20 protein-coding genes are annotated in these 24,771 nt (G+C 62.2%); 5 read left to right on the top strand and 15 right to left on the bottom strand.

Features of this window, described 5'->3' with window-relative positions:
• Window positions 1-53 precede the first annotated feature (53 nt).
• From ytfQ to BUA54_RS15870, 7 genes are all read right to left on the bottom strand, one after another.
• Window positions 54-1,007, bottom strand: coding sequence for a galactofuranose ABC transporter, galactofuranose-binding protein YtfQ (gene ytfQ, locus BUA54_RS15900; RefSeq protein WP_072858252.1), 954 nt, complete (start codon window positions 1,005-1,007; stop codon window positions 54-56).
• A 294-nt stretch (window positions 1,008-1,301) separates the two neighbouring features.
• Entirely contained in the window at window positions 1,302-2,303 is a 1,002-nt protein-coding gene (locus BUA54_RS15895; RefSeq protein ID WP_072858251.1) for an ABC transporter ATP-binding protein, read from the bottom strand.
• Window positions 2,300-3,328 carry a Gfo/Idh/MocA family protein gene (locus BUA54_RS15890; RefSeq protein WP_072858250.1) on the bottom strand — a complete coding sequence of 343 codons (1,029 nt, stop codon included), beginning with the start codon at window positions 3,326-3,328 and terminating at the stop codon, window positions 2,300-2,302. The genes BUA54_RS15895 and BUA54_RS15890 overlap by 4 nt, the downstream gene beginning before the upstream one ends.
• On the bottom strand, window positions 3,325-4,164 hold the full coding sequence (locus BUA54_RS15885) for a carbohydrate ABC transporter permease (RefSeq protein ID WP_072858249.1): 840 nt from the start codon (window positions 4,162-4,164) through the stop codon (window positions 3,325-3,327). The genes BUA54_RS15890 and BUA54_RS15885 overlap by 4 nt, the downstream gene beginning before the upstream one ends.
• A 7-nt stretch (window positions 4,165-4,171) precedes the next feature.
• Entirely contained in the window at window positions 4,172-5,089 is a 918-nt protein-coding gene (locus BUA54_RS15880; protein WP_072858248.1) for a carbohydrate ABC transporter permease, read from the bottom strand.
• Between the two features lie 52 nt (window positions 5,090-5,141).
• Window positions 5,142-6,395 (bottom strand): ABC transporter substrate-binding protein, encoded by a 1,254-nt coding sequence (locus tag BUA54_RS15875; protein WP_072858247.1) that lies wholly within the window; start codon window positions 6,393-6,395, stop codon window positions 5,142-5,144.
• Between the two features lie 36 nt (window positions 6,396-6,431).
• Window positions 6,432-7,319, bottom strand: a complete 888-nt coding sequence (locus tag BUA54_RS15870) for an N-acetylmuramic acid 6-phosphate etherase (RefSeq protein WP_072858246.1) — start codon at window positions 7,317-7,319, stop codon at window positions 6,432-6,434.
• A 146-nt stretch (window positions 7,320-7,465) separates the two neighbouring features.
• Here BUA54_RS15870 and BUA54_RS15865 point away from each other — a divergent pair, with 146 nt between their 5' ends.
• Genes BUA54_RS15865 through nagA form a run of 4 tightly spaced genes read left to right on the top strand, consistent with a single transcriptional unit; the run spans window position 7,466 to window position 11,226 of the window.
• A complete protein-coding gene (locus BUA54_RS15865; protein ID WP_072858245.1) occupies window positions 7,466-8,314 on the top strand; it encodes a glucosamine kinase nucleotide-binding domain-containing protein in 849 nt (282 codons plus the stop codon).
• Window positions 8,311-9,069, top strand: a complete 759-nt coding sequence (locus BUA54_RS15860; protein ID WP_072858244.1) for a GntR family transcriptional regulator — start codon at window positions 8,311-8,313, stop codon at window positions 9,067-9,069. The genes BUA54_RS15865 and BUA54_RS15860 overlap by 4 nt, the downstream gene beginning before the upstream one ends.
• A gap of 10 nt (window positions 9,070-9,079) precedes the next feature.
• Window positions 9,080-10,108 (top strand): SIS domain-containing protein, encoded by a 1,029-nt coding sequence (locus BUA54_RS15855; protein WP_072858243.1) that lies wholly within the window; start codon window positions 9,080-9,082, stop codon window positions 10,106-10,108.
• A complete protein-coding gene (gene nagA / locus BUA54_RS15850; protein WP_072858242.1) occupies window positions 10,105-11,226 on the top strand; it encodes an N-acetylglucosamine-6-phosphate deacetylase in 1,122 nt (373 codons plus the stop codon). The genes BUA54_RS15855 and nagA overlap by 4 nt, the downstream gene beginning before the upstream one ends.
• Before the next feature lie 68 nt (window positions 11,227-11,294).
• Here the strand turns inward: nagA and BUA54_RS15845 are convergent, their stop codons facing one another.
• Window positions 11,295-12,401 carry an NADH:flavin oxidoreductase gene (locus tag BUA54_RS15845; RefSeq protein WP_072858241.1) on the bottom strand — a complete coding sequence of 369 codons (1,107 nt, stop codon included), beginning with the start codon at window positions 12,399-12,401 and terminating at the stop codon, window positions 11,295-11,297.
• A gap of 102 nt (window positions 12,402-12,503) precedes the next feature.
• Between BUA54_RS15845 and BUA54_RS15840 the strand changes: the two genes are divergently transcribed.
• On the top strand, window positions 12,504-12,887 hold the full coding sequence (locus BUA54_RS15840; RefSeq protein WP_072858240.1) for a winged helix-turn-helix transcriptional regulator: 384 nt from the start codon (window positions 12,504-12,506) through the stop codon (window positions 12,885-12,887).
• 16 nt (window positions 12,888-12,903) lie between these two features.
• Here BUA54_RS15840 and BUA54_RS15835 read toward each other — a convergent pair whose 3' ends face one another.
• The 7 genes from BUA54_RS15835 to BUA54_RS15805 all read right to left on the bottom strand — a co-directional run bounded on the left by BUA54_RS15835 (window position 12,904) and on the right by BUA54_RS15805 (window position 24,686).
• Window positions 12,904-13,485 (bottom strand): N-acyl amino acid synthase FeeM domain-containing protein, encoded by a 582-nt coding sequence (locus BUA54_RS15835; protein ID WP_072858239.1) that lies wholly within the window; start codon window positions 13,483-13,485, stop codon window positions 12,904-12,906.
• The gene (locus tag BUA54_RS15830) at window positions 13,485-14,039 is read right to left on the bottom strand and encodes a methyltransferase family protein (protein WP_072858238.1); all 555 of its coding nucleotides are present in this window, start codon (window positions 14,037-14,039) and stop codon (window positions 13,485-13,487) included. The genes BUA54_RS15835 and BUA54_RS15830 overlap by 1 nt, the downstream gene beginning before the upstream one ends.
• 219 nt (window positions 14,040-14,258) lie before the next feature.
• The gene (locus tag BUA54_RS15825; protein WP_072858315.1) at window positions 14,259-15,647 is read right to left on the bottom strand and encodes a sensor histidine kinase; all 1,389 of its coding nucleotides are present in this window, start codon (window positions 15,645-15,647) and stop codon (window positions 14,259-14,261) included.
• A gap of 544 nt (window positions 15,648-16,191) precedes the next feature.
• Window positions 16,192-18,375 carry a 1,4-alpha-glucan branching protein GlgB gene (glgB, locus tag BUA54_RS15820; RefSeq protein WP_072858237.1) on the bottom strand — a complete coding sequence of 728 codons (2,184 nt, stop codon included), beginning with the start codon at window positions 18,373-18,375 and terminating at the stop codon, window positions 16,192-16,194.
• Window positions 18,372-21,656: a maltose alpha-D-glucosyltransferase gene (treS, locus tag BUA54_RS15815; protein ID WP_072858236.1), complete on the bottom strand. Its 3,285-nt coding sequence runs from the start codon at window positions 21,654-21,656 to the stop codon at window positions 18,372-18,374. Before treS ends, glgB begins: the two co-directional genes overlap by 4 nt.
• The gene (locus tag BUA54_RS15810) at window positions 21,656-23,638 is read right to left on the bottom strand and encodes an alpha-1,4-glucan--maltose-1-phosphate maltosyltransferase (RefSeq protein ID WP_072858235.1); all 1,983 of its coding nucleotides are present in this window, start codon (window positions 23,636-23,638) and stop codon (window positions 21,656-21,658) included. Before BUA54_RS15810 ends, treS begins: the two co-directional genes overlap by 1 nt.
• A 238-nt stretch (window positions 23,639-23,876) precedes the next feature.
• Window positions 23,877-24,686 (bottom strand): sulfotransferase family protein, encoded by an 810-nt coding sequence (locus BUA54_RS15805; RefSeq protein ID WP_072858234.1) that lies wholly within the window; start codon window positions 24,684-24,686, stop codon window positions 23,877-23,879.
• Between the last annotated feature and the right edge of the window lie 85 nt (window positions 24,687-24,771).

The raw sequence follows: 24,771 nt of genomic DNA, 5'->3' as shown, positions 1-24,771 counted from the left end.
GGCCAGCGCAGGGTGTCGTCCGGAAGATCGGCGGCCGCGGTGGCCGGCCTGCGTCAGTAACCCAAGCCCTTTTTCGTTTCGTAGACGGCCTGATTGTCATCGGCCGCGGTATAGAGCCGCGATTCCGTCTGGATCCATTTCGGCGGCATGGTGCCATCCGCCTTGTAGGCGGCGAGGGCGTCCAGCGCAGGACCGGCCATGTCCGGGGTCAGTTCGATCGTCGCATTCATCTCGCCGTTAGCGATGGCAAGGTGCGCGTCCGGCACGCCGTCGATCGCGACGATCTTGATATCTTCGCCCGGCTTCAGACCCGCTTCCTTGATTGCCTGAATGGCGCCGACGGCCATGTCGTCGTTATGGGCGTAAAGCGCACAGATGTTCTCTCCGCCTTCGGCCTTGAGGAAGCTTTCCATGACGACCTTGCCCTGACTGCGGGTAAAGTCGCCGGTCTGGGACCGTACGATTTCAAGGTTGTCGTGGCCTGCAATCGCGTTCTCGAAGCCCTTTTTGCGATCGATCGCGGGGGACGACCCGGTCGTGCCCTGCAGTTCGACGATCCGGCAGTCGTTGCCAGCCTCTTCGTCCACCAGCCACTGGCCTGCGACTTCGCCCTCGTGCACCAGATCGGACGTCACGGCAGTCAGGTAAAGATCTTCCGGGGCGTCGACCGTGCGGTCAAGCAGGATGACGGGAATGTCGGCATCCTTGGCTTCCTCCAACACGCCGTCCCAGCCCGTTGCCACGACCGGGGCCAGAAGGATCGCATCGACACCCTGCGCGATGAACGACCGCAGTGCAGAGATCTGGTTTTCCTGCTTCTGCTGCGCGTCCGCGAACTTCAGGTCGATACCGCGCTTTTCAGCCTCCTGCTTCGTTACGGTCGTTTCGGCCGCGCGCCAGCCGGATTCAGAGCCGATCTGCGAAAAACCAATGGTCATGTCCTGCGCCGCGGCAGCGAGCGGGGACAGAGCGACGGCGCTGGCGAGTAATGCTGATCTGATAGACATGGTGTTCCTCCCAAAACATAATGTGAGGCGATTAAGTAATACTTTAATACTTTTGTAAAGTGTTTGCTGCGGGCGATGACCTGATCCGCAAGAACGATCTGCAGGGACTGCGGCACATCCTTCACCTGTGGCAGGCGGGAATAATTCCGAACGTTTTCCAGTCGAAGCGTCTGCATGGTATGGCTTCGTTCGATCGGCACGAACCCTGCTACGATCCGACCTTCGATTCGGCCGGTAGGGGACGTCAATCGCGGGCGGACCTGCAGCCAGTGTCGTCGATGGCGCAGGACCCCCCTAGCGCAGGCGGCGTCCGTCGGGCGCGAACAGGAAGCTCTTGGCGGGATCGTAGGCGAGGCCCACGGTGTCGCCGACCCGGGCCGGGTGCTGGCCGAAGACGCGGATCGTCGCCATCTCTTCGGGGCGGGTCTGCACGACGATATTGGTGTCGCCGCCCAGCCGTTCGACGTGGGTGACAGTGCCCTGAAGCGCACCTTCGGGGTCGAGGCGCAAATCCTCCGGTCGGATTCCAAGTTCTGCCCCGTCCGGGGCGTCGTCTGGCGGGGTCAGGAAGTTCATCGCCGGCGCACCCAGAAAACCGGCCACGAAGCGATTGGCGGGATTGTTGTAAAGCTCCATGGGCGATCCGACCTGTTCGACTCGGCCGTCGCGCAGGACGACGATGCGGTCGGCGAGGGTCATCGCCTCGGTCTGATCATGGGTGACGTAGATCATCGTCGTCCCCAGTGTGCGGTGCAGTTGCGCGATCTCGATCCGGGTGTTCATCCGCAGGGCCGCGTCGAGGTTCGACAGCGGTTCGTCGAAGAGGAAAAGCTGCGGCTGGCGCACGATGGCCCGCCCGATCGCGACGCGCTGGCGCTGGCCGCCGGACAGTTCCGCCGGACGGCGGATGAGGTAGGGGTCGAGGTTAAGGATCCGCACCGCTTCGGCCAGCCGTTCGGTGATCATGCTCTTCGACGCCCCTTCTTGCTTCAACCCCAGCGTCATGTTGTCGGCGACATTGAGGTGGGGATAGAGCGCGTAGCTTTGGAACACCATCGCGATGCCGCGTTTCGCGGGCGGCACGGTGTTGACGCGCTGACCTGCGATCTCGACCGTGCCGGAGGTCGCATCCTCCAGCCCCGCTATGACGCGCAGCAGTGTGGACTTGCCGCAGCCGGAGGGGCCGACGAAGACGACGAACTCGCCTTTCTGGACGTCGAGGTCGATGTCGTGCAGCACCTTGACGGTACCGAAGGCCTTGCTGACGCGGTCGAGTTTCAGGCTGGTTTCGGTCATGGGGCATCCTTGAGGGCGACGGGATAGCCCGTGCGGATCGAATGGTCGGCAGCAAGGCAGATTGCCAGCGATTGCACGGCGTCGGCCATGTGGCGGGTCAGGTCGACGTCTTGGGCGATGGCGTCGATGATCCATGCCTGTTCCGCGTCGCAGAGCGCCTGGTGGCCGGGTTCGTCGGGCATCTGGATCGTCTCGTCGCCTGCAGGACGGTGGACGAGGATCGCGCCGACCTTCGTGTGGCCGTCCACGTCGTCGGACCGGCCCTTGTTGCCCTCGGTGATCGAAACGGAGCCGGTGGGCGAGACGATGTCCTTCACGAAACTCGCCGTCTCGCTCATCATCGGGCCCCAGCCGGCCTCGTACCAGCCGACGGAGCCATCGTCGAAGACGACCTGGAACTGGCCGTAATTGTACATCCCCTCCGGCAGCTCGTCCGACAGGCGCAGGCCCATGCCGTTGACGCGGACGGGCTGGGAGTCGGTGATCTGGCACATGACGTCTACGTAGTGCACGCCGCAGTCCACGATGGGCGAGGTCGTCTGCATCAGCGCCTTGTGCGTCTCCCACGTGGGGCCGGTGGATTGCTGGTTGAGGTTCAGGCGGAACACGTAGGGCCCGCCCAGACCCCGCGCCTCTGAGATCAGGCGCTGCCAGCTGGGATGGTGCCGCAGGATGTAGCCGACGCCCAGCTTGCGGTTCAGCTGCTCTGCCGCAGCGACGACCCGCCGGGCGTCATCGACGGAGGTGGCGAGGGGTTTCTCGACGAAGACATGCGCCCCCGCCTCCATCGCAGCGATGGCATAGTCGGCGTGGCTGTCGGAATAGGTGGCGACGACGACCAGATCGGGCCGGGTCTGCGCCAAGGCCTCCGCGTAGTCGCTGAACAGGGGATACTCTCGCAACTCGGCGGGCAGATCGACGGGCGATCGGTTAACGAGCCCCACGATCTGCGCGTCGGGGTGGTGATGGTGGGCCAGCGCGTGGCAGCGCCCCATGTTGCCCAGACCGGCGATCAGCACTCTCATTTCACGGCTCCCGATGTGATGCCCCGGATCAGCTGGCGCGAGAAGATGACGTAGAGCACCATGACCGGCAGGATCGCGAGGCTCAGCGCCGACAGCACCGCGTTCCAGTCGGTGACGAACTGCCCGATGAAGACCTGGGACCCGAGGGTGAGGGTCTTCACTTCCTCCGCCGGGGCGAGGATCAGGGGAAACCAGAGGTCGTTCCAGATCGGGATCATGTTGAAGACCGCCACCGTCGCCATCGCGGGCCGCACCAGCGGCAGCACGAGGCGGAAGAAGATCGCGTATTCGGACAGGCCGTCGATGCGGCCGGCGTTCTTCAGGTCGTCCGAGACCTGGCGCATGAACTCCGACAGGATGAAGACGGCGAGCGGCAAACCTTGCGCGGTATAGACGAGGATCAGCGCCCAGAGCGTGTTCACCAGCCCCGTCGCCACCATCATCTGCAGGATCGCCACCGTGCCGATGCGGATCGGGATCATGATGCCGAGCGCGAGGTAGAGCCCCATCAGCGTGTTGCCCTTGAACCGGTATTCCGCCAGCGCGAACGCGGCCATGGCGCCGAACAGCAGGATGAAGAACAGCGCGACCACGGTCACGATCATCGAGTTCTGGAAGTAGCCGAAGAAGTCGCCCTGCTTCATCACCGTCTGGTAGCCAATCAGCGAGAAGCTCTCGGCATCGGGCAGCGCCAGCGGTTCGCGGAAGATCGCCTTGCGCGCCTTGAAGCTGTTGACAACGATGACGAAGACCGGGAACAGCGCGATCAGCGTGTAGATGATCAGCGCCGCATGGGCGGCGGCGGTGTTCAGGGGATGGCTGCGCGCGGTGCTCATGGGCCTCTCAGAACTGGTAGCGGCGGATGCGCGTCTGGATCCCGAAGAGATACAGGCACACGCCGATCAGGATGACGCCGAACATCGCACTCGCGATGGCCGATCCCATGTAGGGATCGCCCAGCTGCAGCTGGAAGCCGAAGAAGGTGCGGTAGAGGAAGGTGCCGAGGATGTCGGAGGAGAAATCCGGCCCCGCCAGTGTGCCCTGCGCGGCATAGATCAGGTCGAAGGCATTGAAGTTCGCCACGAAAGTCAGGATCGAGATGATGCCGATGGAGGGCAGGATCAGTGGCAGCTTGATCTTCCAGAAGGCCGCCCAGCCGGTGATGCCGTCGCATTCCGCGGCCTCCAGCACCTCGTCGGGGATCGACAGCAGGGCGGCGTAGATCAGCATCATCGGGATGCCGACGAACTGCCAGACCGAGATCAGCGCGAGCGTAGTCAGGGCCGAGCTTTCCTTGCCCAGCCAAGGCGAGAACAGGGATTTCAGCCCCACCGCGTCCAGCATGTTCGGCGCGATGCCCCAGATGGGTGAGAGGATCAGCTTCCACGCGAAGCCCACGATGACGAAGCTCAGGATCGTGGGGACGAAGATTGCGGTGCGGTAAAGGCCCGCGAACCGCAGCCGGGGATTGGACAGGATCGCCGCCAGCGCGATGCCGATGGGATTCTGCACGAGCATGTGGATCACGAAGAACCAGCAGTTGTTGATCAGCGCGTTCCAGAACTGCCGCGACCAGTTGGGATCGCCGAAGAGCGTGGCGAAATTGCGCAGGCCGACGAAGACGGCGCCGTCATCACCCTTGTTGAAAAGCGCGAGCCGCAGCGTGTCGAACAAAGGGATGATCATGATGGCCGTGTAGACCAGCACCGCGGGGGCCAGGAACACGGCGATGTGCCAGCGGCGGCGGGGGCGATCGGTCATTGGGGCCTTTCGGATAGATGGCCCCGGCGCAGACGCCGGGGCCGGGGTGCACTTACTGACCGGGCGTATACCAGGACTCAAGGCCCTGCTGCAGGCGCGCGGCGGCGTCCTGCGGCGACTCTTCGCCCTTGATCACCTGGGCGGAGGCGTTCCAAGTCTCGTTTTCCAGGTTCGGGGTGCCGCGGGACAGGATCTGGTAGGTGGACCGGATCGTCGACTTGCACTCGTCACGCCAGCTCACGAACTCCTGCGCTAGCGGGTCGTCCAGTTCCACCGCCTCGTTGGACAGCGGGAAGAAGCCAGGCAGGGCGTTGGCATAGAGTTTGGCGAACTCGGGCGACGCGACCCAATCTAGAAACGTCCTCGTCTCTTCGGGGTGTTCCGTGGCCTTGTTCATGCCGATCGCGATGTCGACATGGTCCGAGATGTAGCACTCGTCGCCCTCGTTCGGAACGGGCGGCGGGAAAGCCCCCATCTCGAAATCGGCGAGGCCGTTGAAGCCCGAGATCTCCCACGAACCGGCGGGATAGATTGCAGCACGGCCGAGGGTAAAGAGGTTCTGGCTGTCGGGGTAGGTCTGTGCCTCGAACCCCTCGCCGAGGTAGCCCTTCCAGCGGGCCAGTTGCTCGAACGGGGCGACCCAGTCGGCGTCGGTCAGCTTCTGCTCGCCCTTGATCAGCGCGGTGCGGCCGTCCTCGCCCTTCCAGTAGTTCGGGCCGATGTTCTGGTAGCCCATCGTGGCGGCTTCCCACTGGTCGTTGGTGCCCATCGCCATCGGGATGTAGGTGCCGTCCTCCTTGATCTTGTCGAGCACGGCGAAGAACTCGTCGACGGTTTTGGGCTCTTGCAGCCCCAGCTCCGCGAAGGCGTCCTTGTTGTAGATGAAGCCGTGGATCACGCTCGCCATCGGCACGCAGAAGGTGGCACTGCCGTCGTCGGTGGACCAGCCGGATTTCGCCACGTCAGAGAAGTTGGCCATGCCCGGCAGATCGGTCAGATCGGCCAGCTTGCCGCCGTCGTAAAGCGCCAGCGAGGCGTCGAAGGGCCGGCAGGTGATCAGGTCGCCCGCCGATCCGGCGTCGAGCTTGGAGTTCAGGACGGCGTTGTATTCCGCGGGCGCGGAGGGGGCGAAATTCAGCTTGATGCCGGGGTGGCTCGCCTCGAACGCCGGGATGATCTGGTCCTGCCAGATCGACAGGTCGTCGTTGCGCCAGCTTTCGATGGTCAGCGTGACGTCCTGCGCCATGGCGGAGCCCGCAAGCAAGGTCGAGGCCAGCAGCGTGGCCGTGAAGGTACGGTAGTTCATTGTCGTCTCCCAGGTGTTGAAGATGGCAGGCCCGTTCTAGCGGGCATCTTGGTCTTGCAGGGCCGCCAGCGCCGGTCGCAGGTGGCCTTGGTGTCGGGTCAGAAGTTCAATGGCCGCGGCAGGCGAGGCCCCGGCGGCGATAAGACAGGCCGTCTTGGTGTCGTAACGGGCGGCGTTCAGGGACTGGGTCGCCACAGCATCGCTGACGCGCGCGATATGGGCGACGATCCGGGCTGCCCGGTTTCGCAGCTTTGCATTGTCGACGCGCAGGTTGACCATATCGCCGTCGTGCACATGGCCCAGCCGCACGCCTGCAAGGGTCGAGATCAGGTTCAGCGCCGCCTTCTGCGCAGTGCCCGCCCCCATGCGTGTCGATCCGGCCAGCACCTCCGGCGGGGTTGCGAGGCAAATTGCGACGGTCGCCGTTTGCAAGAGGGGGGTATCCGGATTGTTCGCGATGCCGATCACTGGCACGCCATCGGCGCGGGCCCGCGCAGCGGCATCGACCGCCCAGCGGGTACTGCCGCTGGCCGATATGGCAATCAGCAGGTCACCGGGACGGAGCGTCAGACCGGCGTCGACCAGATCCTCTGTATCGCCGGGCATCCGGGCATCGGTCGGGATGCCGCCCGCCATGCGGATGGCGATACGATCGGGATCGATTCCAAAGGTACCCGGCAGTTCGCTGGCATCAGCCAGCGCCATCAGGCCCGAAGATCCTGCCGCGGCATAGACGAGCCGGCCGCTGCCGCGCAGGGTTTCCGCCACCAGGTCGGCGGCAGCATCAAGCGCAGGCAGGACCGCGCGTAACGTGGCGAGGCTCTCGATCTGAACGTCGATCATGCGTGTCAGCGCGGCGGCCCCATCCAGACGGTCAATCGCGGTCTCGTCGGTCGTGCGGGCTTCGGTCCGGGGCAGGGCCATGTGACACTCTCCTTTGTGGTCAGTAATACCTTTCAGATACCTCTTGTCCAGATTCTTTCTGATCGTGCGACGTGTCGCTTCGAAAATCCGGTTCTGGGGGCCGAATTGGGATTTGTTCGCCGCCAAAGGTATTATAAAGGTATGGCATGACGGCGAGCGAACCTCTTTACCTTGGCGTGGACGGTGGCGGAACCGGCTGCCGCGTCGCCCTGTGGTCCGCGGACGGCGCGGTTCTAGCGCGGGCAGAGGGCGGGCCCTCCAACGTGACCTCGGACTTCGATGGGGCCTGCGCAAACATCCTGAATGCCCTGTCGCTTATTTCCGATGCTGTTTCCGGTGCCTTGCCCGAGGCGATCGGTCACCTGGGCCTCGCGGGGGCGATCTCTGACGATGTGTGCCGGGCCGTGGCGGCGCGGATGCCGATGAAACGTTGTACCGTGACCGGCGACATGCCGACGACGGTCGCGGGGGCGCTGGGTCCGCAGGACGGCGCGGTGCTGGCGCTCGGGACTGGGAGCTTCGTGGGTCTGAAGCGGAACGGCGTCGTGACCTCCGTCGGCGGTTGGGGGCTGCAGGTGTCGGACAATGGGTCCGCCGCCTGGATCGGCCGGGCGGGGCTGGCCGCGACGCTGGAAGCGGTGGATGGCCTGACACCGCGCGGCGCCATGGCACAGGCGCTGCTGGCCCGGTTCGACGACGACCCCACCGCCATCGTCCGTTTCGCCGCGACCGCCCGTCCCGCGGACTACGGCAAACTGGCGCCGGTCGTACTGGAGGCCGACGATCCGGCGGCGCGGGCGATTGTGGCGCAGGGGGCGGACTGGTTGGAACGCGCTCTCTTGGCCCTTGGCCATGATGACAGCATGCCGCTGTGCCTGATCGGCGGGCTTGGTCCCCGCTACCACGATCTGTTGGCGCGGGACGGGCGGCAGTTCGTGGCGCCGCAGGGATCGGCCCTCGACGGCGCATTTTTGTTGGCGAAGGGGGCCGCGTGAACATCGCGGCCTTCCTCGCGCCGGACCAGTGGCAGTCGGTCCGCAACGGGCCACTTTACGCGCAGTTGTTTCAGCGGCTGACCGAAGCGATGACGCAGGGCCTTTTGCCGCCCGGCAGCACCCTGCCGCCGGAACGCGAAATTGCGCAACTGACCGCCTTGTCGCGCGTGACAGTGCGCCGCGCCGTGCAGATGCTCGTTCGCGACGGTCTGATCGTGCAAAAACAGGGCGCGGGATCCTTCGTGGCGGCCGCCCCAGTCCGACTTGAACAATCCATGTCACGTCTGACCTCGTTCACCGAGGACATGGCCCGGCGCGGTTTGACGACGACGACCCGGTGGTTGGGGCGTGGTGTGCATGACCCGTCCCCGGATGAGGTCATTGCCCTCGGCCTGCGGCAGGAAGACCGCGTCGCGCGGTTGGCCCGCCTGCGGCTGGCGGATGACCGTCCCCTGGCGATCGAGCAGGCGACCCTGCCGCTTGCCCTGCTGCCGGATCCCGGACAGGTGACGACCTCGCTCTATGCCGTTCTGGCAGAGGACGGTCACCGTCCGGTCAGGGCCTTGCAGAAGATTTCGGCTGTGAACCTTGGCGCCGAGGACGCAACGCTGCTGCAGGTGGCGACCGGCGCGGCCGGGCTGCGAATCGAGCGAATTTCCTATCTGGAGGACGGGGGCGTGGCGGAGTTCACGCGGTCGGTCTACCGGGGTGATGCCTATAACTTCGTCGCGGAACTGCGACTGTCACAGGATTGAAGGGGCCGCCATGGCGCTGCAGACAAAGATGTACGGCGAGATCAGGGATATACCGCAGGCCGTGGCGCAACTGCTGGCCGCGGGCGGCACGACAATGGCTGACGCCGGGTCCGCGCTGCGCGATCGCGATCCGGCCTTTCTATTGACGGCGGCACGGGGATCGTCGGATCATGCCGCGTCCTGCTTCAAATACGCCACCGAAATCCTGATGGGGGTGCCGGTCGCGTCTCTTGGGCCGTCGGTATCGTCGATCTATGGCCGGCAGATGCGGCTGGACAGAGGCGCCTGCGTGGCGGTGTCGCAATCGGGGCAAAGCCCTGACATTGTCGCCGTGGCGCAGATGGCGGCGCGGGGCGGGGCGCTGACCTTTGCGCTGACAAACGAGGCTGACTCGCCACTTGCCGCCGCATGTGACCGGACCCTGCACCTGCACGCGGGGGCGGAACACAGTGTGGCCGCGACCAAGACCTTCGTTAACTCCTGCGTAGCGGCGTTGTGGCTGCTGGCGGAATGGGCGCAGGACAAGGTGCTTCTTGCTGCCTTGCACGATTTGCCAGAGGCGTTGAGCCGTGCCGTGGTGTTGGACTGGCCGGAGTTGCGCGCCGCGCTGGACAAACGGGCGTCCCTTTACTGTCTCGGGCGGGGACCGGCCTATGCCATCGCGGGCGAAGCTGCGCTGAAGTTCAAGGAAACCTGCCTCATGCACGCAGAGGCCTATTCATCTGCAGAGGTGCTGCATGGTCCGGTGTCGCTGGTCGATCCGGGCTTTCCGGTGCTGGCGCTCTGCGCCGCCGACGCGGCAGAGGCGTCGCTGGCCGAGGCGGCGGACGCCATTGCGCAGAAGGGTGCGGCGGTCTTTGCCACGAGCGACAAGGTCCGGCATGCGACAGTCCTGCCGGTGGTGCGCACCGGTCATCCGCTGACGGATGTCGTGGCCTTGATCGCGACCTTCTATGCGATGGTCGAGCGTGTGGCGGTGGGGCGTGGCATTGATCCGGACACACCGCGCCATCTACGCAAGGTGACGGAAACGACATGAACGCCATCGCCTACACCGGCTGCGACATCCACGACGGTAACCGGCTTCACCCCGGTGCCGTGCTGGTGATGGAGGATGACGTCTGTGCCGGGATAGAGAGCACCGTGCCGCCCGGTGCGCGGGTCGTTACGCTGGATGGTGGCACGCTGTGCCCCGGTTTGGTCGACCTGCAGGTGAACGGCGGAGGCGGTGTCATGTTCAACGACGCACCCACGGTCGAGACCTTGCGAACCATTGCCGAGGCTCACCGGCGGATGGGCACGACGGCCTTGTTGCCGACCTTGATCACCGACAGGCGTCATATGTCCCGCGCAGCGATCGCCGCGGCGGTGGAGGCGGTGGGCAAGGTACCCGGCATCATCGGGCTGCATCTGGAAGGGCCGCATCTCTCGCAGGCCCGCAAGGGCGCGCATGATGCGTCGCTGATCCGGCCACTCGACGATGATGACATGGCGATGCTTTGCACTGCGGCGGCAAAGTTGCCAAAACTGATGCTGACTGTCGCCGCGGAAACCGTGACGCCCGCGCAGATCGCCCAGTTGAGCGCGGCGGGCGTCATCGTTTCACTCGGTCATTCCGATGCGGGGTTCGAGGCCTGCCGGGCTGCCTTCGCGGCCGGCGCGCGCTGTACCACGCATCTGTTCAATGCAATGAGCGGATTGGGCCACCGTGAACCGGGACTTGTGGGTGCGACACTGGACGGGGCCGGCGCCGCGGGCATCATCGCGGACGGCATCCACGTCCATCCGACGGCAATCAGGGCGGCACTGCATGCAAAGGTCGCGGGATCGATGTTTCTTGTCAGCGACGCGATGGCGCCCGCGGGGACGGATATCGATCGTTTCACCCTGAACGGGCGAGAGATCCTGCGTCGTGGCGGGCGGCTGACGCTGGCGGACGGCACGCTTGCGGGGGCGGACCTGTCGCTGCCGCAAGCGATTCGCGTCATGGTGAACGAAGTCGGAATATCCCGTGAGCAAGCCATCGTCATGGCTACCGCCGCGCCGGCCGGCGTGCTGCGGCACAAAGGATCGGCCGGTCACCTGACTGTTGGCGCGCGATCCGAGGTCGTTCATCTGGCGCCGGATCTTTCAACGGCGCGTCCGTTGACGGACTGACGGGGGCAGTCATTCCCCGCAAGAAGCAAATGCGATGGCGGGCCGGTCTGACCGGCCCGCCGGATCGTCTATGCAAGAACCTTCAGGTCTTCCGCATTGAAGCCTTTCAGATCGCCCATCCGCCCGTCGCGAACCTTTTCGACCCACTGTGCGTCCGACAGGATGGCCCTGCCGACGGCAATCAGGTCGAACTCATCACGCTCCATCCTCCCGATCAAGCGGTCGAGTGGTGTGGTCTGCGAGCCCTGACCCGCGAAGGCGCCACCGAAGTCGGAGTTCAAGCCGACGGAGCCTACGCTGATTGTGGCTGCCCCGGTCAGCTTCTTGGCCCAGCCGGCGAAGTTCAGGCCGTCATCGCCGTCAATTTCGGGAAACTCGGGTTCCCAGAAGCGGCGCTGGGAACAGTGCAGCACGTCGACGCCGGCTTCGACCAGCGGCATCAGCCAATCGGTCATCTCGTCCGGGGTAGGGGCAAGGCGGGCGGTATAATCCTGCTGTTTCCACTGGCTAACACGCAGGATCAAGGGAAAGTCGGGGCCGACGGCGGCGCGGATTGCCGTGACGATCTCGGCGGCGAAGCGTGATCGTTCCCTGATCGTCGGGCCGTTCCACGCATCGTCGCGCAGGTTCGTGCCGGACCAGAAAAACTGGTCGATCAAGTAGCCATGGGCGCCATGCACCTCTACCGCGTCGAAGCCTGCGTCCTTGGCCAGTTTCGCAGACGATGCAAAGGCCGCGATCGTGTCGGCAATGTCTTCGTCCGTCATGGCGCGCCCGCGCGGTTCACCTGGGCCCACTAATCCAGAAGGGCTTTCGACTTCAGCTTCAGGCTCCCAGTCACCTCCACGGGTCGAGCCGGTGTGCCAGATCTGCGGGGCGATCTTACCGCCTGCCGTATGAACGGCGTCGGCCACGTCCTTCCAGCCCGCCATGGCCTTTTCACCGTGAAAAAACGGGATACCCGGCAAATTGCGCGATGCTGGACGGTCGACCACGGTGCCTTCGGTCAGGATCAGGCCGACATCGGCGGCGGCACGACGCGTGTAATAGTCAACCTGCGGCTGGCCGGGGATGCCTTTGGGCGCCATGCTGCGCGTCATGGGGGCCATGACGATGCGGTTGGGCAGATCCAGCCCCTTGAAGTTAAAGGGGCGAAAAAGAGTGTCGGTCTTCATGACGTGTCCTGATTAGTTTTGTCATTGCGACCGTCTAGGTATACATCATGCACCAGGTGTCCAGAGGGCACCTTGATGACACCAGGTTACTTGGAGGAAACCATGCGTCACGACACGTCCTGCGCAGGCTCGCACTTCTCTGTCGATTGCCCGTCGCGCCTGCTCTTCGATCAGGTGGCCGACAAGTGGTCGATGATGATCATGACTGTCCTGCACGGTGGCGCCACTCGGTTCAACGACCTGAAGCGTCGATTGGAGGGTGTGTCGCAGAAGTCCTTGTCGATGACGCTGAAACGGCTGGAGCGTAACGGCATAATCGCGCGCAGCGTCATTGCCTGCACGCCGCCGGGCGTGCTGTATGAATTGACACCGTTGGGACTTACCCTATTGCCGCCGTTTCAGGCGATTTATCGCTGGGCCAATGAAAACATGCACGCAGTCGAGGCGGCGCGCAACGCCTACGACAGGAACATCGGTTCGGCCTGATCGGGTTCAATTGCCATCAGCTGACACGGGCGTGCCTATCCGCGAACCCGGAGGTGTGGAGGTCGACGCCCATGAGGACGAGTTGCTTGCTAAGCCCGCCGTAGGACCTTGGTTCAGACAACTGGTCGAAGCCATAGAGCATGCGATAGAAGGCAACCCTCTCCTCCGAGACGGCGGCGATGCCGTAGTCCACGTCATGAAGCTTGGCGAAGTTGGCGTAGACCCGCAGCGTCTGCCGCGCCACTGAAAGGCGCAGCGCCCCAAGGTCGGGGGCAACAGCAAACCGCGCACCGTCGATCAGCGTCAGGCCCGACAATATCTTGGGCTTCAGGATGTCCGAGAAGGCGGACATCGTTGCCGAACGGGCATCGCACCCCTTCAGGATATGCAGGCGGATTGTGCCTCCGATCCGGTCACCGGATTTCAGCATGTAGACCTGGGCATTCTCGACATAGTCGTATTCGTCAAGAAAACGCCTGTCTGTACGGCTGCCGATCAACCCGTCCGCCAGATAGCAGTCGTAACGAAACGAACCAACCGCGCTAAGATCACTGTCCGATTGCACGCGGGTGACATCGAACTTTGCCGTCCGCAGCATCAGGGCTTCAGACGGTAGCGGGGGAAGAAGAATCCCGTTCTGGATTTGTAGTCGAGATAATCGGACCCGTGATCGCTGCGATCGAGGACCGCTTCTTCCTTGATCGCGGAATAGATGTAGATGAATACCAGCGTCACGCAGACCGTGATCGACGCGACGTGGGTGGTTCCCAATGCGCAGGCGCACCAGAATAGGGCGTAGGATGAATAGAACGGGTGCCGGACATAATGCCACGGACCCGTTGTGATGATCCCGTCGATGTTCAGATCCTCATCGAAGGCAAGGGAAAGCCTTCGGTTGTGGCTGTGCCTGATCGCCCAAGCAAACAACGCCGCAGCGGCCAGGATCATGCCAAAGACAACTGCACGATATTCGAGCGATGTCAGAAAGGCGTGCGCCATGAATACCGAAATGCCGACCAGCGAGATGGTCGATATCAGCATCATGCCGACCGGGTATTTTTCGGAGGAGAAGTGCTGCTTCGTAGCTGCAGCGATGACCAAGAAATATGCGAGCGCGGCTAAGCCGATCACGACATCAAAAAAATGCGACACTTGTGCGGTTATCTTTCAGGGATCAAGGCAAAGCCAAACGATTAGGAAACGATACACTCGGGTCAAAAACAGTGTTCGCAACCTAAAATAGATAAGTCTACCTTCGGCACGCGGACAAATTGAACTTAGTCCCGATCCAAAAGACCATCAAGCCACTTCTCACAAAAAAGTTAACGATTTTTTTACTTGATGCGCGTTAGCTGATGGAGTGCTGAAGATTCAAGCACGCGCGGACATATCACGATCCTCCGGCCCAGTGACACGAGGCAGATCGACATAGAACGTCGTACCGACGCCTAGGGTGCTTTCGTAATCGATTAGCCCGCCCAAAGCGGACATGATCTCTCGAGAGATGTTCATGCCCAGTCCCGTGCCACCACATTTGCGCTGATCCGATGGATCGAGTTGCGTGAAGCGTCCGAACACCTTTTCCTTACCGTCCTCGGGAATCCCGATCCCGTAGTCGCGCACGAAGATTCGGATCCAGCCCTGCGCCACAGACAGTCCGATATCGACATCGCCCTTTGCCATCGAAAACTTCGCCGCGTTCGAGATGATATTGGCCAGAACCTGCATCAGCCGCGATCTGTCGGCACGGACATGGACCGCGGGCGTATCCTCGAGGTGAATGTTGAGGGTCACGTTGTATTGGTCTGCCAGCCCCTGATGGTCGTTGACCGCGTCGGCAAGGAAGGACCGGACTTCTATTGTCTGGTTGTCGAAGGTCATCTTCCCTTCCTCGAGCTTCTGCAGATCAAGCAAGTCATCGACGAGGTCTGCAAGGCGCTTGCTGTTGCGGCCTGCCACCTCCAGCAGATGCTTTGCCCGTGAGGGGATCTCTCCGAATTTGCCGGTGTTGACCAGTTCGAGAGAACCCTTGATCGAGGTCAAAGGTGTCCGCAGTTCATGGCTGACCGCTGCAACGAACTGCGATTTCACGACGAGCGCCGCCTTGGTACGTTCATGTTCCTGCTGCAGGTCTTCCAGACGCTTCAGGTCCTGACGGTACATCCGCAGGAAGCTGCGCGAGCAGTCGATCAGGAAATACATCACGAAGATGACCGTGAAGAACTGAAGCCAGAGCTCAGAGGTGAGCGGTGGCCGGTAAACGATCAGGTCCCGTGTTGTCAGCACAAGGAATGCGACGCCGTAGATGACAAACCGGATCACCAGCAAGCGCACGATCTGATGGTTGTTGATGGCTGCAAATATGGCGCCCGCCGACAAACAGAAGAGGGCGGTGAAGAGGCCGACGCCTTCTTCGGTCAAGCCAACCCACATGGCGTAAATGCCGATGGTCAGCGAACTGATGACAGTGTTGATCACGAAGCCCGTCATTAGCTTCGACATTGTCTTGTAATCGCCCTCGCGTACACGGTCGACGCGATTGGCAAGCCGGAGGTCCGCCAATTCGCAAAGCATGCCGATTGCAAAGAAAAGCTCTGCCTTCCAAGGCGTAAAGAACCAACCGGTCAGGACGGCAACGGCCGCAAAAATGCTTTGCCGCTGCCAGGTCAGCGCCTTGACCGCCCGAGCGTAATCCTGAAGGTGTTTCAGCCGGTACCGAGGCGTTGCGAATGCCGTGCGCCCGGACATCGCGGCTGTCATGACGCACGACCGAAGCATGTCTGACCCTTTGATTGCATCAGAGTGGTCTGCCATTCGATAGCCATGCTGAGACGGTAGCCTGAAATCAGTTTCGGCTTTCGGGTCGTTTCGGTCAGGTGCGGCATACTGTTTCCATATCATGTTCGGATGGCACGCCCGGTTGTCGTCCAAGGCTCCTTAATCTTTACGAAACATTTACCTGTATTCATCTGAACGCGAAGTATGGCGAATCTTTGGTGCGAGGTTGTTTTATTTACTTGCCTTTCGTTGCAAATCTGTACGTGTCGAAAGCCGCCAGTGGCGGCTTTCGTTGCGATCCATCAAGTGGATGGGACCTAGTAAGAGGTGCGTGCAGGGGGCGGAAGAATGCCGCAATGCATTGTTCGACGTTGCAAATAGCTTGCCAACAACACGCGCTATCGCGATCCTGTGGCGACGACAGACCTCGTTGCCATGGGCAATGCGTTGCGTCGCAATCGCGACATCATTTTACACGGTGCCGGCGCCTGAATCGTTCAAGTGGCAAAGGTCCTGAGGACGAGGATCATTCGCCCTTCAAAAATACAGTTGCCAAAGGCGGCAAAGTCAGGCTAATCCTTGCAGGTTGCCCGTGCATCGGATCGTCACTGGCGCGCAGGGGGGTATGGTTGCCTGTGCCGCTGCCGCCGTATGCCGCAGCGTCGGTATTGAGAACCTCTCGCCAGACACCCGATGATGGCACGCCGGTATTGTATTCTTCGCGCACGACAGGGGCCATGTTGCAGATTGCAACGACCGGGTCGGTTCCGTCGTGTCCATAGCGGATGAAACTGAATACATTGTCATCCTTGTTGCCGCCGTCGATCCATTGAAAGCCGGCGGGATCGCAGTCGCGCTCGTGAAGCGCGCCTTCGCTGCGATACAGCGCGTTCAGGTCAGCGATCAAGCGACGGACACCGTCATGAGCCGGATCATGCAGCAGATGCCAATCGAGACTGCGGTCGTGATTCCATTCACGTTCCTGCCCGAATTCGCCGCCCATGAAGAGCAGCTTCTTGCCGGGATGCGCCCACATGAAACCATAGTAGGCGCGGAGGTTCGCGAATTGCTGCCAGCGATCGCCGGGCATCTTGCCCAGCATCGATCCCTTCCCATGGACAACCTCGTCATGGCTGAGCGGCAAGACGAAATTTTCGGAGAAGGCATAGACCAAACCGAAGGTCATCTTGTCGTGGTGGTATTTCCGGTTGATCGGATCCTCGGCCATGTACTGCAACGTGTCGTGCATCCAGCCCATGTTCCATTTGAAGTTGAAACCAAGGCCCCCTTCGCTCGTCGGACGGCTGACGCCGGGGAATGCGGTACTTTCTTCTGCAATGGTGGCGCCACCCGGCACGCGTTCGGCAACCTGTGCGTTCGTTCCGCGCAGAAAGTCGATTGCGTCCAGATTTTCGCGTCCGCCGTAAGCGTTCGGGATCCATTCGCCGTCATTGCGCGAATAGTCGAGGTACAACATGGAGGCTACGGCATCGACCCGCAGGGCATCGACATGCAGGTCCTTCAGCCAGTAGATCGCAGAAGAGCGCAGGAAGTTTGCCACCTCGCGCCGGCCAAAGTTATAGATCAGCGTGTTCCAGTCCTTGTGGAATCCCTGCCGCGGGTCAGCGTGTTCATAAAGCGCCGTGCCGTCGAACTGCGCCAGACCGTGCGCGTCGGATGGAAAGTGCGCCGGCACCCAGTCGACGATGATGCCGATGCCAGCACCGTGCAGCTTGTCCACCATCTGCGCGAATTGTTCCGGGGTGCCGAAGCGGGACGTCGGGGCATACATCCCGATCGGCTGATAACCCCATGACCCGGTAAAGGGATGTTCCGACAGCGGCAGGAATTCGACGTGGGTGAAGCCCATTTCAGTCACGTAGTCGATCAGCAGATCGCCCATTGCGGCATAGTCGAGGATCGTGTCGCCGTCGCCGCGCCGCCAACTGCCCGGGTGGACCTCGTAGATCGACACGGGCTTGTCGCGCAGGTCTTGCGGGCGGCCCTTCACCCAACCGTCGTCGGTCCATGTGTGGTGCACGCGGCCTTCGACGATAGAGGCCGTGCCGGGAGATTGTTCGGCGTGAAAGCCGACCGGATCGGATTTGAGTGGCTGCAAATGCCCGTGAACGCCGAGGATTTCGTACTTGTAGGTGTCGCCGCGGACGACCTCGGGAATGAAAAGCTCCCATACGCCAGAGGCGCCGCGCCGTCGCATCGGGTGCCGCCGCCCGTCCCATGCGTTGAAGTTGCCGACGACGCTGACGCGCCGGGCGTTCGGAGCCCACACGGCAAAGGTTGTGCCGTCTACACCCTCGTGGGTGCCGGGGTGGGCACCGAGTTTGGCGTAAAGCTCCTCGTGACGGCCTTCGCCCAGCAGGTATTCATCCAATTCGCCCAGGATCGGGCCGAACCGGTAGGGATCGTCGCGCATCCAGCGGTGGTCGCCGGCCTGCATCCGAAGGCGGTAGTCAAAGCGCTTTTTCTTGCCCGGGATAGTGGAGGAGAAGAACCCTTCCGGATGGACCTTGTCCAGCTGCGCCACATCGCGCCCCTTGGCATCCGTCACCCAGACCTCTCCCGCGTCGGGGGCAAAGGCGTTCACCGTCACGGTCTTGTCCGCTTCGAACATGCCGAGGAAGCTGAAGGGGTCGCCGTGGCGGCCCCTAAGGATGGATTCCATCTGGTCGTCGAAGGTCGTCGCAATCATGACGCGTCCTTTCCGTTCAAAATGTCGAGGAGGCCATGCAGCGGTGTCTCGATCCACGCTGGCCGCATGGCGCGTTCGTATTCCACCTCGTACGCCGCCTTGCGGATCAGGAAGAGGTCAAGCAAGGCGCTTTCAATGGCGCTATCGCCGGGATGGATCGCGCTGTCGCCCATGGTGTTGCGGTAGGCATTCAGGAACGCGGCAGAGGTCGCATTCCGCCAGCCGATCACCTGGTCTTGGACCCAGTCGCGGTGGGAGCCCGCATCGACACGCCGGTGCAGCACGTCCCATGTGGCATAGTCGAAGGACCGTAGCATGCCGGCGACATCGCGCAGGGGCGAAGTCTTGATCCGGCGTTCGTGCAGGGGCCGCGTCGGTTCGCCTTCAAAGTCGATCAGGATAACGTCGTTCTGCGATACCAGCACCTGACCCAGATGATAGTCGCCATGGACGCGAATGCGTGCACCGGAGGGATCCATGTTGCGCAAGGCGGCAAACCGCCCGATCAATTCGTCCCGGCGGGACAGCAGTTCGTCTGCCAGAACCTTTGCGTCGCCAGTCAGGGTGACGGCGGCAAGGTTGTCCAACAGCGTCTTGACCTCGGCCTCCGTCTCATCCGCCAGCGCTGCGATATCGTCGCGGGTCAGCGGCTCGGCAGAGAATTCATCGGACCCGCTGCCGAGGGCGAGGTGCAGTTCCGCAGTGCGCTTACCCAAAACGGCGCCAAGATCGAGCGTGCCGCCCATGATGGTGCCTTCCTGCTCCTCCTCGGGCTGCACCTCTCTCGCCTGCAGGTCGCGGTCGAGTGCCGCAGTGATATAGGCCCACGCGTCGCCTTGGTTGCGCACGAACTCCAACGCTGCCGCAAGAGTTGTTACCGCGCCGTCGGCTTCGACAAGATCCACCGTACCCAACAGGGCCGGGGCATTCTTGAAATCCGTTTCGTTCGTCAGGAAACGGGCGATCTCGATATCCGGCTGCACACCGCTGCGCAGGCGACGATAGAGTTTCAGCACGATCTGGTCGCCGAATGCGATCGAGGCGTTGGATTGCTCGCCGGGCAGAAGACGCACGTCCGTGTCGGTATTCACATCATCCAGCCGGTCAGACCGGGTGAAGCGCAGGGTCGTGTCGCCGGCCGTCATATCCTGACCGCTGCGTATTGCTTCAAGCAGCGCGATGCTCATGTCCTCGTCGACGACCCCGTCCATCAGTGCACCGACGCGATTGGTGCGCCGCAACTTTGCCAGCGTGTTCGGTAGGCGCGGCCCGAGGGTCAGCGCCTCTTCGCGCCAGATCGCCGACAATGGAAGGAAATAGGATTGCGTATCGCCGCCGACTTCGACATCGGCAATCGAGAGCAGATGTTTGCCGTCGGACAATTCACCCAGCTTTCGCAGGCTGACTGCTCCGGTCCGCTCTCCCTTGCCGGCGAACCAGCGTTGCAGGGACAGGTATTGCGGCAAGGTGGACTTGACGAAATCACGCCCTTCGCGTCCGTCGAGTGCCGTCGTCAACCGACCGTCGCGGGTGGTCAGGGTCAAAAAGTCAGGCAGCGTGCCGGCGACCGGGGCATGCCACGACGGAGCCTGATTGCTGTCGGCCAGCTCGAACCAGTAGAAACCGTAGGCCGGCAGGGTCAGCAAGTACGGCAGATCACCGATAGGTGGAAAGGCGGACTGGCCCGACAGTTCCACGGGCACCCGACCGGCAAAGGCCGAAAGATCGAGTTCCGCCGCTTGCGCCGACCGCGACAGGTTCGCGACGCAGAGCATCGCCGTCGCACCCTCTTCGCCCAGCGTGCCGGTCCGGCGGATATAAGCGAGAATCTTGCGGTTCTGGGGATAGAGGATGTCGATCTCGCCCCGCCCGAAGGTCGAATGCTTCATCCGCACGGCCAGCATGCGCTTGATCCAGTGCAGATACGACGAGGGCGAGGCCTGCTGCGCCTCGACGTTGATCGCCTGATAGCCGTAGGTCTCGTCCTGGATCGTCGGGAGGTAGAGGCGCTGCGGGCTGGCGCGACTGAAGCCCGCGTTGCGGTCGGCCGACCACTGCATCGGCGTGCGCACACCGTCGCGGTCGCCGAGGTAGTAGTTGTCACCCATCCCGATCTCGTCCCCGTAATAAAGGACTGGCGTGCCGGGCATCGACATCAGCAGCGAATTCAGAAGCTCTATCTTGCGCCGGTCGTTCTGCATCAGGGGCGCCAGACGGCGCCGGATGCCCATGTTGATCCGCGCGCGCTTGTCGGCGGCATAGGTGTCCCAGAGGTAGTCACGCTCCCGGTCTGTCACCATTTCCAGCGTCAGCTCGTCATGGTTGCGCAAGAAAATCGCCCATTGGCAGTTTTCGGGGATGTCTGGCGTCTGGCGGATAATATCGGTGATCGCGTGACGATCTTCTTGCGCGACGGCCATGTACATGCGCGGCATCAGGGGAAAGTGAAATCCCATGTGACATTCGTCGTCATCGCCGAAATAGGGGCGCGTGTCCTCTGGCCACTGGTTCGCCTCGGCCAGCAGCATCCGGTTTTCGTAGTGCTTGTCGAGGTCGGCGCGGATGCGCTTCAGGATGTCGTGGGTTTCCGGCAGGTTCTCGTTGTTGGTGCCGTCGCGTTCCACCAGGTAAGGGATCGCGTCCAGCCGCAGGCCGTCGACGCCCTTGTCCAGCCAGAAATGCATGACATCCAGCACAGCTTCCATCACGGCGGGGTTGTCGAAATTCAGGTCCGGCTGATGATCGAAGAAGCGATGCCAGTAGAATTGCTCTGCCACCGGATCCCATGACCAGTTGCTGTCGTGGGTGTCGTTGAAGATGACGCGGGTCTTGTCCATCCACTGGGTCGGATCGTCGGTCCAGACGTAGAAATCCCGCTCCGGGCTGCCCTTGGGTGCGCGGCGGGCGCGCTGAAACCATTCGTGCTGGTCGCTGGTGTGATTGATGACGAGTTCGGTGATGACCTTCAGTCCACGGCGGTGAGCTTCGTCGACGAAAGCCTCGAAATCCGCCATCGTGCCGTATTGTGGGTTCACTTCCTTGAATTCGGCAATGTCGTAGCCGTCATCGCGCAGAGGCGAGGGGTAGAACGGCAGGATCCAGATCGTGTTGACCCCGAGGTCCTGCACATAGTCCAACCGCTGCATCAGACCTGCGAAATCGCCGATGCCGTCGCCGTTGCTGTCCTGGAACGCCTTGACGTGCAGCTGGTAGATGATCGCGTCCTTGTACCAGTCGAATTTGGTTTCGTCTGTCGCGGTCACGTCGGTCTTGATATTCATCAGCGGGGCTCTCCCGGCGCGATCAGGCGCCAAATTGCGTAGGGTCGGGATTCAGGGTCGAGGTGCAGGGTCTGATACTTGCCGTGCCAGGTAAAGCGGTTGCCGTTAATCAGATCCTCCACCTCGATCGAGGCATGATCGTCCAGCCCGAACTTCCACAGCGGAATCTCGAAGGTGAATTCCGCGGGAGCGAAGGGATCAATCAGGACGTGGAAGAATATGAAATTGCCTGTTTCGGCATCGTGACGCGCGTAGGACAGCACGCGGTCATCGTGGGCAACCTCGAACTTAAGATTGGTGAAGTCGCGCATCGCGGGCTGTTCCCGGCGGATGCGGTTGATCAGGCGCACGTCGTCCTTGATGTGGCCGGGCGCGTCGTAATCGCGGTGACGCAACTCGTACTTCTCGCTGTCGAGGTATTCCTCGCGGCCCGGCAAGGGGGCCGCTTCGCAAAGCTCGAAACCGGAATAGAGCCCCCAGTTGCCCGCCAGACTGGCTGCCAGAATGGCACGCGTGCGGAAACCCGGCCGACCGGAGGTCTGCAGGAAGACAGGGTTGATGTCGGGCGTATTGACGAAGAAGTTGGGCCGCATGTAATGGCGGCACTCCTCAGTCGTCAGCTCTGTCAGGTATTCGGTCAGCTCTGCTTTGTCGTTCCGCCACGTGTAGTAGCTGTAGGACTGGTTGAAGCCGACCTTCGCCAGCCGCTTCATCACCTTGGGACGCGTGAAGGCCTCTGACAGGAAGATCGCGCCGGGATGTTGGGCGTGAACTTCTGCGATGATCCATTCCCAGAACGGAAAGGGTTTCGTGTGCGGGTTGTCGACGCGGAAGCAAAGCACGCCGTGGTCAGCCCAGAACAGGAACATGTCGCGGATTGCCTGCCAGAAGGGCGCGTTCGGCTGGCCGTCGTCCATGTAATAGCGAAAATTGACGATGTCCTCGTACTTTTTCGGAGGGTTCTCGGCGTACTTGATCGTTCCGTCCGGGCGGCGCTCGAACCAATCGGGATGCTCTGCAATCCAAGGATGGTCGGGCGAGGCATTCAGCGCGATGTCCATCGCAATTTCCAACCCATGGTTCGCCGCGGCGTCGATCAGCGTATCGAAATCATCCAGTGTGCCGAGTGCGGGATGAACGGCAGAGTTGCCACCCTCCGGCGATCCGATGGCATAGGGTGAGCCGACATCGTCGGGCCCGGCAGTCAGGCTGTTGTTCTTGCCCTTGCGGTTCGTCGTACCGATTGGATGGATCGGCGGAAAATAGAGCACGTCGAAGCCCAGATCCTTCACATAAGGCAAGCGCTCGATCGTCGTCCGAAATGTCCCATGCTCACCCTCTGCACCGGTAGAGCGGGGAAAGAGTTCGTACCATGCGCTGAACGCCGCGGCCTCGCGGTCGACCCAGACCGGAATCTCGCGGTCATAGGTGCAGGCATTGGCACGGGGACCCGCACGACGCATCAGGGCATCGGTGTCGTCCGACATCGCGATATCTACGGCGGTCTTTCCCTTCATGGCCTTCGCCAAGGCCTTCAACTCCTTCGCGTCCGCACCCTTCGCCGGCGTGGCCGCGATCATCAGGCGCGCTTCCTCGATCTCGACCGAGATATCTTGCCCGGCGGCCATCTTCTTGACGGCGTCACGGCGCCAAGTGCCCCAGACGTCGCGCCAGGCACGGATCGTGAAGATATGCGGACCCGGCGTTTCAAACGTCACCGCGGCCTGCCAGCGATCGTTCTTCAGGGCCTGCATCCGCGTTTCAGTCCAGTCTGCCTCACCTTCCGCCCGCGAGAGCACGGCCGCCGCGAAGACTTCGTGCCCGTCACCGAAAACGTCGGCAGAAACCGTCAGCGGCCAACCGGCGACCGCCTTCGCCGCGAACCTGCCTGCATTGACTTCGGGTGTTACGGCCTCGATCACCATCCGAGAGGCTGCAAGCTGCTGAAGGGAGTCACGAGACTGTCGCGGATTTTCTACCATGATCCGATGCCTTTCACGCCGTTCACTTACCCCATCTCAATGATGTGGGACGGTATTCGTTCCCTGACAGTCGCCCGACGACAGATCACCGCGCCATTTTTTCGCCATTGGACGCGACATCTGCCTCAGTCTTGTGACATCTGACCTATCGTTCGACACGTTGCGATTTCGGTGAACAGGTCCGTCATATGCGCCACAACGGCCGACCCTCCGATTAATGGCGCAGTTTTGAGCCTAATTATCTGGTCTCCTTCAGACCCCCAAAGGCATTGTAGGCCGTCTCTCGAATGCTGCGAAGGGGGTGACGGACCGGCGTCTGCCACGTAGAAATTGCTTCCTGCCGTGGACCGTAGCCCCAAACGGCGGCACGATCAGCCTGAGTTGACGACATCTTCAACGCATCGGGGTAGTCTGCATTGCCGTCGCGGATGATCTCGCTCTCGAATGTGGGTGTTGCGATGTCAAGAAAGGCGGCCAGGCCTGCGGTGATCCGGGACGGGTGCCGCACGAGATCCTCGTAACGTACGACGGCCGCGGCGTGCAGATATGTCAGGTCATTTCTGACGCGGTCATGCGCGTCCAGCCAATGGTCGATCAGGGCCGGGGCAGGGGCATCCACCCATTTCGCAACAGCCGCAGCGACAACCTCTGGATGTCGAATGACAACAACGAAATGCGCCATCGGAAAGAGCTGTTGCAAAAGACGCATGCGCGTCAGGTTGACCGGCGATTTCTCGACCCGCCAGCGGCAGTCCGGCGGATACCAAGGGTCCCAGTCTGCCTCTATCCGCTGGCGTGTTTCCAGACGGTCCAGGGTGTGCCCCTCTGTCATGTGCTGCTGAGGGTCGGTCGCGAAATGCATCGGGATGCCTGTGCGGGCGTGGTGCGGGATAGCGCCCTGCAGATAGGCGCCCTCGCTCTCTGGGACCGGTGCGCCGGTGATGGCACCGACGCCGGGCAGATCGGCAATCAGCCGTGCCGTCAGGCTGGTCCCTGACCGATGCAAACCTGCAACAAAAACATAGCGATAATCCCGCCCGTAAGGCATCGATCCGCCCTCCTCGTCTTAACAATTATTAACGACAGATGTCAGCTGCCAGATGCAACCTTTTCGGACTCCACGAGAAATTTGA

The sequence above is a fragment of the Loktanella atrilutea genome, assembly GCF_900128995.1.
In the GTDB taxonomy this organism is placed as follows: domain Bacteria; phylum Pseudomonadota; class Alphaproteobacteria; order Rhodobacterales; family Rhodobacteraceae; genus Loktanella; species Loktanella atrilutea.
The sequence above is the reverse complement of the archived record's forward strand: the minus strand, read 5'-3'. Positions and strand labels throughout refer to the sequence as shown.